Annotated in this window: 7 protein-coding genes; 3 read left to right on the forward strand and 4 right to left on the reverse strand. The window is 59.3% G+C overall.

All coding sequences use genetic code 11. The annotated features are described in order from the left end of the window. Positions 1-57 precede the first annotated feature (57 nt). Genes ACEW8J_RS08135 through ACEW8J_RS08145 form a run of 3 tightly spaced genes read left to right on the forward strand, consistent with a single transcriptional unit; the run spans position 58 to position 2,959 of the window. The gene (locus tag ACEW8J_RS08135) at positions 58-780 is read left to right on the forward strand and encodes an AAA family ATPase (RefSeq protein ID WP_373491136.1); all 723 of its coding nucleotides are present in this window, start codon (positions 58-60) and stop codon (positions 778-780) included. Between the two features lie 17 nt (positions 781-797). Continuing rightward, entirely contained in the window at positions 798-1,454 is a 657-nt protein-coding gene (locus ACEW8J_RS08140; RefSeq protein WP_373491137.1) for a hypothetical protein, read from the forward strand. 59 nt (positions 1,455-1,513) lie between these two features. After that, entirely contained in the window at positions 1,514-2,959 is a 1,446-nt protein-coding gene (locus ACEW8J_RS08145; RefSeq protein WP_373491138.1) for an SPOR domain-containing protein, read from the forward strand. A gap of 29 nt (positions 2,960-2,988) precedes the next feature. Here the strand turns inward: ACEW8J_RS08145 and ACEW8J_RS08150 are convergent, their stop codons facing one another. The 4 genes from ACEW8J_RS08150 to ACEW8J_RS08165 form a co-directional block, all read right to left on the reverse strand. After that, positions 2,989-4,209, reverse strand: coding sequence for a dihydroorotase family protein (locus ACEW8J_RS08150; protein WP_373491139.1), 1,221 nt, complete (start codon positions 4,207-4,209; stop codon positions 2,989-2,991). Beyond that, a complete protein-coding gene (locus ACEW8J_RS08155) occupies positions 4,206-5,198 on the reverse strand; it encodes an aspartate carbamoyltransferase catalytic subunit (protein WP_373491140.1) in 993 nt (330 codons plus the stop codon). The genes ACEW8J_RS08150 and ACEW8J_RS08155 overlap by 4 nt, the downstream gene beginning before the upstream one ends. A 22-nt stretch (positions 5,199-5,220) precedes the next feature. Further along, positions 5,221-5,685, reverse strand: a complete 465-nt coding sequence (gene ruvX, locus ACEW8J_RS08160; RefSeq protein ID WP_373491141.1) for a Holliday junction resolvase RuvX — start codon at positions 5,683-5,685, stop codon at positions 5,221-5,223. Continuing rightward, positions 5,682-6,741, reverse strand: a 1,060-nt coding sequence (locus tag ACEW8J_RS08165; protein ID WP_373491142.1) for a DUF3089 domain-containing protein, incomplete at its 5' end; no start/stop codon positions are given. The genes ACEW8J_RS08165 and ruvX, both read right to left, overlap by 4 nt.

Here is a 6,741-nt window from a genome sequence, read left to right on the forward strand (position 1 = left end):
AGAATCCGATTAGAAATTTTCGGCTAAATTCTGCCGTGATTGAACAAGGGGAAGAGCGTGCGAGTTCTAGCAATGGCTTCGCAAAAGGGAGGGTCCGGCAAGACAACTTTGTCGGGTCACCTGGCTGTACAGGCACAACTGGCCGGGGCAGGCCCCGTCGTATTGATTGATATTGATCCACAGGGCTCCTTGGCTGACTGGTGGAATGAGCGGGAAGCCGAATTGCCCGCTTTTGCCCAAACCACGGTTTCCCGGCTCGCGTCGGATCTGGCGATCTTGCGCCAGCAGGGATTCAAGCTGGCCGTGATCGATACCCCGCCGGCCATCACCATGGCGATCCAGAGCGTGATCTCGGTCGCAGAGCTTATCGTCATTCCGACCCGGCCCAGTCCGCACGATCTGCGAGCCGTTGGCGCGACCGTCGACCTTTGCGAACGCGCTGGCAAACCGTTGCTGTTCGTGGTGAATGGTGCGACCCCGAAAGCGAAAATTACCTCGGAAGCCGCTGTCGCTCTGTCTCAGCACGGTACCGTTGCCCCGATCACCGTTCACCATCGCACCGATTTTGCCGGCTCAATGATCGATGGCCGTACCGTCATGGAAGTCGATCCGAAAAGCCGATCGGCGCAAGAGGTGGTCCAGCTCTGGTCCTATATTTCTGACCGGCTCGAGAAAAATTTCCGCCGGACAATTTTCAGCGCACCGGCGATGGCACAGAATGTCAATCCGGGCATGCACCGGCCAGGCGGCAATTTTGGCCGCCGGGTAGTTGGTTCGTGATTGGAAAGGCTGAAAAAATGAGCGATCCGAAACCACTTGCGTCCCTTTCGTCCAGCCTGCTGGCCCGAAAAGGTGGTGCCAAGCCGGCGATGCGTCGCCAGGGCTTCTCGAATTTTCCCGACCATTCGTCCGACCACCTCGGTGAAACGCATGAGGATCTGGGATGGAATGATATGGGTTATGATGTTGATCCCGATCATGACGCCCATCCGATCGAACATGTTCACCATAATCCGCTGGCCGGAGCGATCCCCAATCCCAATGCCGCCGTGCGGCAGCAACAGGAAGAAATTGCCGCCAAACTGGGCGCAATGCCGGTTGCTGAACCGGTGGCGGAGGCAAGCGAAACGGAAGCGGCTACCGTCCCGGTGCCATTATCCATTTCCCGCGAAGTTCAGCCGCTGGCTGAAAGTTCAGCCCTATTGGCAGCAGACAGGATTCAGCAGCGCGAAAATGCAAAACCGCGTGCCGCCACGAAATCGCGGACCCGCAAGGCAAAAACGGCATTCACCCTGCGCCTGGACCCGGAACGGCATCTGAAATTGCGCCTGGCGACAGCCGTGAAAAACGTCTCGGCGCAGCAATTGGTAACCAAGGCTGTGGATGAATATTTGAAGTCTATCCCCGAACTGGATGACTTGGCCAAACGCATTCCGTCACGCGGAGCGGCCTGAAACGGACTTGAAGAGAATTTTGAACGAATACGACTGACTTTTATTGCGAGGGCATAGAGATGAAACGCGATGTGATTTTGAAAATGGCTGCTTCGTCCATGGTGTTTGCCACCATGTTGACCGGATGTGGTCCCTTTGGCGGCGATTCCGTCGCATCCATTTCCGGCAAGCCGGCGACCGCAAAAGATAGCGCCAAATATGCCAAAAAAGCTGAAGAGGCATTGGCGAAAGGCGATCTCGACGTAGCAATTGCCTACGCGGAACGCTCGGTTGCTGGGGTTGGCAGCGATCCTGAAACACGGGCGCTGCTGGGACAGGCCTATCTGGCCGCCGGGCGTCTGGCTTCGGCGGAACGCAGTTTTCAGGATGCCATGGAGCTCGGCAAGTCCGACGCGCGCACGATCCTGAGCCTCAGCCTGACCCAATTGGGTCAGGGCAAGGCGGACAAGGCGAAATCGCTCATCGTCAATAATCGCCAATATATTCCGTCCGCTGACTATGGCCTTGCTCTGGCACTCTGCGGTGACAGCAAATCCGCGATTGAAATATTGGAACAAGCGATCCGCGGATCCAGCGCCACCGGTCGTACCCGCCAGAATCTCGGCCTCGCTTATGCACTGGACGGCCGCTGGAAAGAGGCCAAGTTGATGGCGATGCAGGATGTGGCACCGGCAGCGGTCAATGACCGGGTGATGGAATGGGCCCAGATGGCACGCCCCGGCGCATATGCTACGCGCGTTGCCACCGTGCTCAATGTCACTCCGGTCGCCAATGATCCGGGCCAGCCGGTGCAACTGGCGCTCCAGTCGAGCTACGCGCCGACCGATGTCGCAGCGTCGCCAGCCCAGGATTATGGCCGCGAAGTGGCCAGTTTCGATCGCAACAGCCCGTTGCCGGCCATTGGGCCATCGCCAAAAGACGATGCCGAGGTCGATTTTCTGGCCGCGGAAAATAACGTCAAAGTGGCGTCTGTCTCCCTACCGGCCAGCAGCGCGACAGCAAAATCCACGGCCGATGCTCCGCTGATCAAGGCAGCGACCAATCCGGTCCGTGCCGCTCCTACAACAAAATTTGTGACCGAGAGCGACAGGCCGGCCCCGGCAAGAACCGCCGCCGTGCAAACCAGCATGTCTCCCAAGCCGATGTTACAAAAAGCTGCCTATCAGCCCACCACGAATAGTGCAGACCAGACCACTGGAACCCATCTGGTGCAGCTCGGTGCTTTTTCTTCGCCGGAAAATGCCAAGCGCGCCTGGGGGATTTTGTCCGCCAAAAACAGCGAACTAACCTCGTTCCAATATGCCAGTTCACGAATCAATGTGAAGGGCCGGACGCTGTACCGGTTGGCCGCCGTCGGCTTTGGCAATGCGCAAACCGCCGGAGCCATGTGTGCGGGCATCAAGGCCAAAGGCGGCAATTGTATCGTGCGCCAGGCAACGGGCGTGAACAAAGTCGCGCCATCGCGCATGGCCAGTCAGCCTGCGACAAAATTGGCGGCGCGTTAAGCCAGCCCCAACGGATTAGCGGCGGCAGGCTAGCAAGCTCTGCCGCCTTTATAGATTGCCGACACCCGGCCCTGGACCGGCAGCCCGTCGAACGGCGTATTGCCGGCAGCCGCCGCCATTTTGCGGGTATCGACCTGCCACGGCGCGTCCTCGTCGATCAGGATGAAATCGGCTTGATAGTCCGGCTGCAGCGAGCCCGCCTCCACCCCCAGAATTTTTGCGGGATTGGCTGACAACAGCTCGAACAGGCGACCGATCGAAATAATGTCATCGCGGACCAGCGTGAAGGACAGGGCCAGCAACGTCTCTGCTCCCGCCATCCCCGGCGCGGCTTCGGCATAAGGCAGGCGCTTGTCCTCGGGACCGCGCGGATCGTGACCGGACGAAATCACGTCGATGGTTCCGTCCCTTACGGCTTCGATACAGGCCAGACGATTTTCCTCGCTCCGCAGCGGTGGGGACAGCCGGGCGAATGTCCGGAAATCGCTGATCGCGATATCGGACAACAGCAGATGGGCCGGGGTGATCCCGCAAGTCACTGGCAGATTTTCGGATTTGGCCGCCCGGATCAGGTTAAGGCCGGCCTCGGTGGTAACCTGACGAAAATGCACATCCGCCCCGGATTCGCGGACCAGCGCCAGATCGCGGGCAATCGACACGGCTTCGGCTGCAGCCGGTGCGCTGGCCAAGCCCAGCCGGGTCGCGGTTTCGCTGTTGGTGGCAACCGCCCCTTGCGTCAGTCCGGCATCCTCGCTGTGCACGATCAGCGGCAGATCCAGTGATTTGCAATATTGCAGCAACCTCAGCATGATGCCGCTGTCGGCTATCCATTGCCGACCCGTCGCCACGGCTTTCGCTCCCGATCGCTTCATCAGTCCGATTTCGGCCAGCCGTTTGCCTTCCAGACCCGTGGTCGCCGCAGCGATTGGATGGGACCACAGGTCCGGCTTGCCCGCCGTGGCGCTTTGTTTGATCATTGCGGGCAGATCGAGAACCGGCGACTGGTCAGGCATCAGCGCGGCTCTGGTGATGCCGCCAAAGCGAAAGGCCGGTTTGTCGATCGCGAACACGCCAAGATCGACAATGCCGGGCGCCAACAGCCTGCCTTTACAGTCAGTTTCTCCGCCGGTTTCGGCATCGGTGGCAGCTCCTGTCCGGGCAATACGATCCCCCTCGACAATCAGTCGACCATGTTGGGGCTGCGCTTCATTGGGCAAAACCAGCCGAGCGTTAGTGAAGATCTGCTTCATGACCAGCCCTCCACGCCGCGGGATTTGCGAGTCAATATGTCGAGACAGGCCATCCGCACCGCCACTCCCATCTCGACCTGTTCGGTGATCGCCGAATGGGTCAGGTCATCGGCAACATCGCTGTCAATTTCGATGCCCCGGTTCATCGGACCGGGATGCATCACCAGTGCATCGTCACTGGCAAGCGCCAGCCGTTCCCGGGTCAGTCCGTAAAGATAATGATATTCCCGCGGACTGGGAATGAAATCCCCGTTCATCCGCTCATTCTGCAGCCGTAGCATCATCACGACATCGCTGCCGACCAGCGCCTGGTCGAAATTGGTGAAAATCTCGACATTGAACCGGTCCAGTGCGGCAGGCAGCAGCGAAGGGGGTGCGCAGACGCGGACTTTCGCTCCGAGCGTCTTCAGGCAATAGATATTGGATCGCGCCACCCGGCTATGCATCACATCACCGCATATGGTCACCGTCAGTCCGCTGATGTCGCCCTTGCGGCGCTGAATCGTCAATGCATCCAGCAGCGCCTGGGTCGGATGCTCGTGGCTGCCGTCGCCGGCGTTGAGCACCGGACAGTCGACCTTGTCGGCGATGAGCTGGACCGCACCGGAACTGCCATGACGAATGACGATGGCGTCGGCTTTCATGGCGTTCAGCGTCACCGCCGTATCGATCAGCGTTTCGCCCTTCTTGATGCTCGATTGGGCCGCGTGCATATTGACGACATCCGCCCCCATGCGCTTCCCGGCAATTTCGAAGGACAGCAGCGTTCTCGTGCTATTCTCGAAAAACGCATTGATCACGGTCAGGCCATCCAGGCAGTCCGCATGCTTGCTGGATTTCTTGTTGAGATCGACCCATTGCTTGGCCTCTTCCAGCAGGAACAATATCTCCCACGGCTGCAGCCCGGCAATGCCCAATAGATGACGGTGAGGGAAAGCATCCGATCCGGTGGGAAACTGATGCGGTGAACCTGTTTGCTGCGATGTCATTAAAGCGGGTGCTATAGAGGCATCAGCCGAGTGCGGCAAGCCTGTCTATGGCACCCTGCAAAATATAAGCCGCTGCCATCTTGTCGACGACCTTGGCCCGTTTTTTTCGGCTGACGTCGGATGCAATCAGATCTCGGGTAACCGCCTGCGTGCTCCACCGTTCGTCCCACAACAGGATCGGCAAGCCAAGCGGCTTCAGATTTTGCGCGAAAGACCGCGCCGCCTGGGTCTGCTGGCTCTGGCTGCCATCCAGATTGAGCGGCAGGCCGGCGACAATTCCGGCGATATTCTGTTCCGCAATCACCGCCTTGATGCGTTCGAGATCCTTGGAAAATTTGCGTCGCTCGATCGTTTCGGCCGCCGTGGCGAAGGTCCAGTGAGAATCGCACAGCGCCATGCCGACGGTCTTCGTACCGACATCCAGTCCCAGCAGCCTTCCGCCATCCGGCAGAGCGCGGCTGAAGGCCTGCACATCGTCGCTGATCAACCCGCCAGAAATGCCATCATCCTTCGTTGCACATCGGCCCGGATATTGGTCCAGTACAGGCTGTAATCATAGACATGATAATTATTCCCCGGCAGCGCATAGGGACCGATTTCCGGCGGATCACCGATCAGCAGAAAGCCGCGCTTGTCGCATTTTGCCGGAACCGCACCGACCACGAGAGTCGCCTCGCTCAGATCGTCATTGGGCACCAGCGTACCAAGGTTGGCCGATGCGTCGGCCACCGAATCGATGTCACCGTTGATCGGATTGGAGCACAGCAGCTTGCTATCCTTGCGCGGCTGGCCATTGAAGCCGATCGTCATGTCATAGACTTCGATGATCCGGCCATAATCTGCGGGTTCCGCAAAGCTCTGCCAGCTCAAAATGCAACGCGTCTGCTCCGGTGTTCCGCAGCTCTCGAGACCCATTTCCGATATGTCCGTTTCTTCCGAAACCGGCCAGCCGACAACATAAGCGGCAACGATCCGGCTAGCGAGCGGCGTGCCCGCGACCCGGTCCTTGAGCAGATTGGTCAGATGCAGGCTGCCCTGGCTATGCCCGGCCAGAATGATCGGTTGGTCACCCGGGACCTCGCGGATGAAATAATCGAAGGCAGCCAGTACATCCTGATAGGCGGCGTCCAGCGCCTGTTGTCCTTCCGGCTTGTCGGTCAGAAACGCGCCCAGCGTCGCTTGCCGATAGCGCGGAGCCCAGACTTCCCCGACAGCGTTGAACGCGCTCGCTTGGCCCCGCAGGAATATCCGCGCGCGGGCCTGCGATTCCTTATCATCCAATGGCGCATTCCAGAGGTCTTTCTTGAGGAAAGATGTGGGGTGGATGAAAAAGACGGCGGCTTTATCGCCCTCGGGCACCGCCGCCCCGGTTTCGGACTCGGTTTCCATAAAACCTTCCGGCAACCAGAGCGCTGGATTGCCCTTGACCAGTTCGGGCCGCGCCAGCCACATGCCGGTATCGGCATAGACATTGGTTTCCAGCACTTCCTGCGCCGTGAATTCGGTATCGGGCACAAAGGCGACTTCCATCAGTGCGTCGCCA

It is taken from the genome of Parasphingorhabdus sp., from assembly GCF_041748495.1.
Lineage (GTDB): Bacteria > Pseudomonadota > Alphaproteobacteria > Sphingomonadales > Sphingomonadaceae > Parasphingorhabdus.

What these genes read in the sequence shown, in the direction of transcription:
- ACEW8J_RS08140 (WP_373491137.1), top strand. Translation starts at nt 798, where the DNA reads ATGAGCGATCCGAAACCACTTGCGTCCCTTTCGTCCAGCCTGCTGGCC.
- ACEW8J_RS08145 (WP_373491138.1), top strand. Translation starts at nt 1,514, where the DNA reads ATGAAACGCGATGTGATTTTGAAAATGGCTGCTTCGTCCATGGTGTTT.
- ACEW8J_RS08150 (WP_373491139.1), bottom strand. Translation starts at nt 4,209, where the DNA reads ATGAAGCAGATCTTCACTAACGCTCGGCTGGTTTTGCCCAATGAAGCG.
- ACEW8J_RS08155 (WP_373491140.1), bottom strand. Translation starts at nt 5,198, where the DNA reads ATGACATCGCAGCAAACAGGTTCACCGCATCAGTTTCCCACCGGATCG.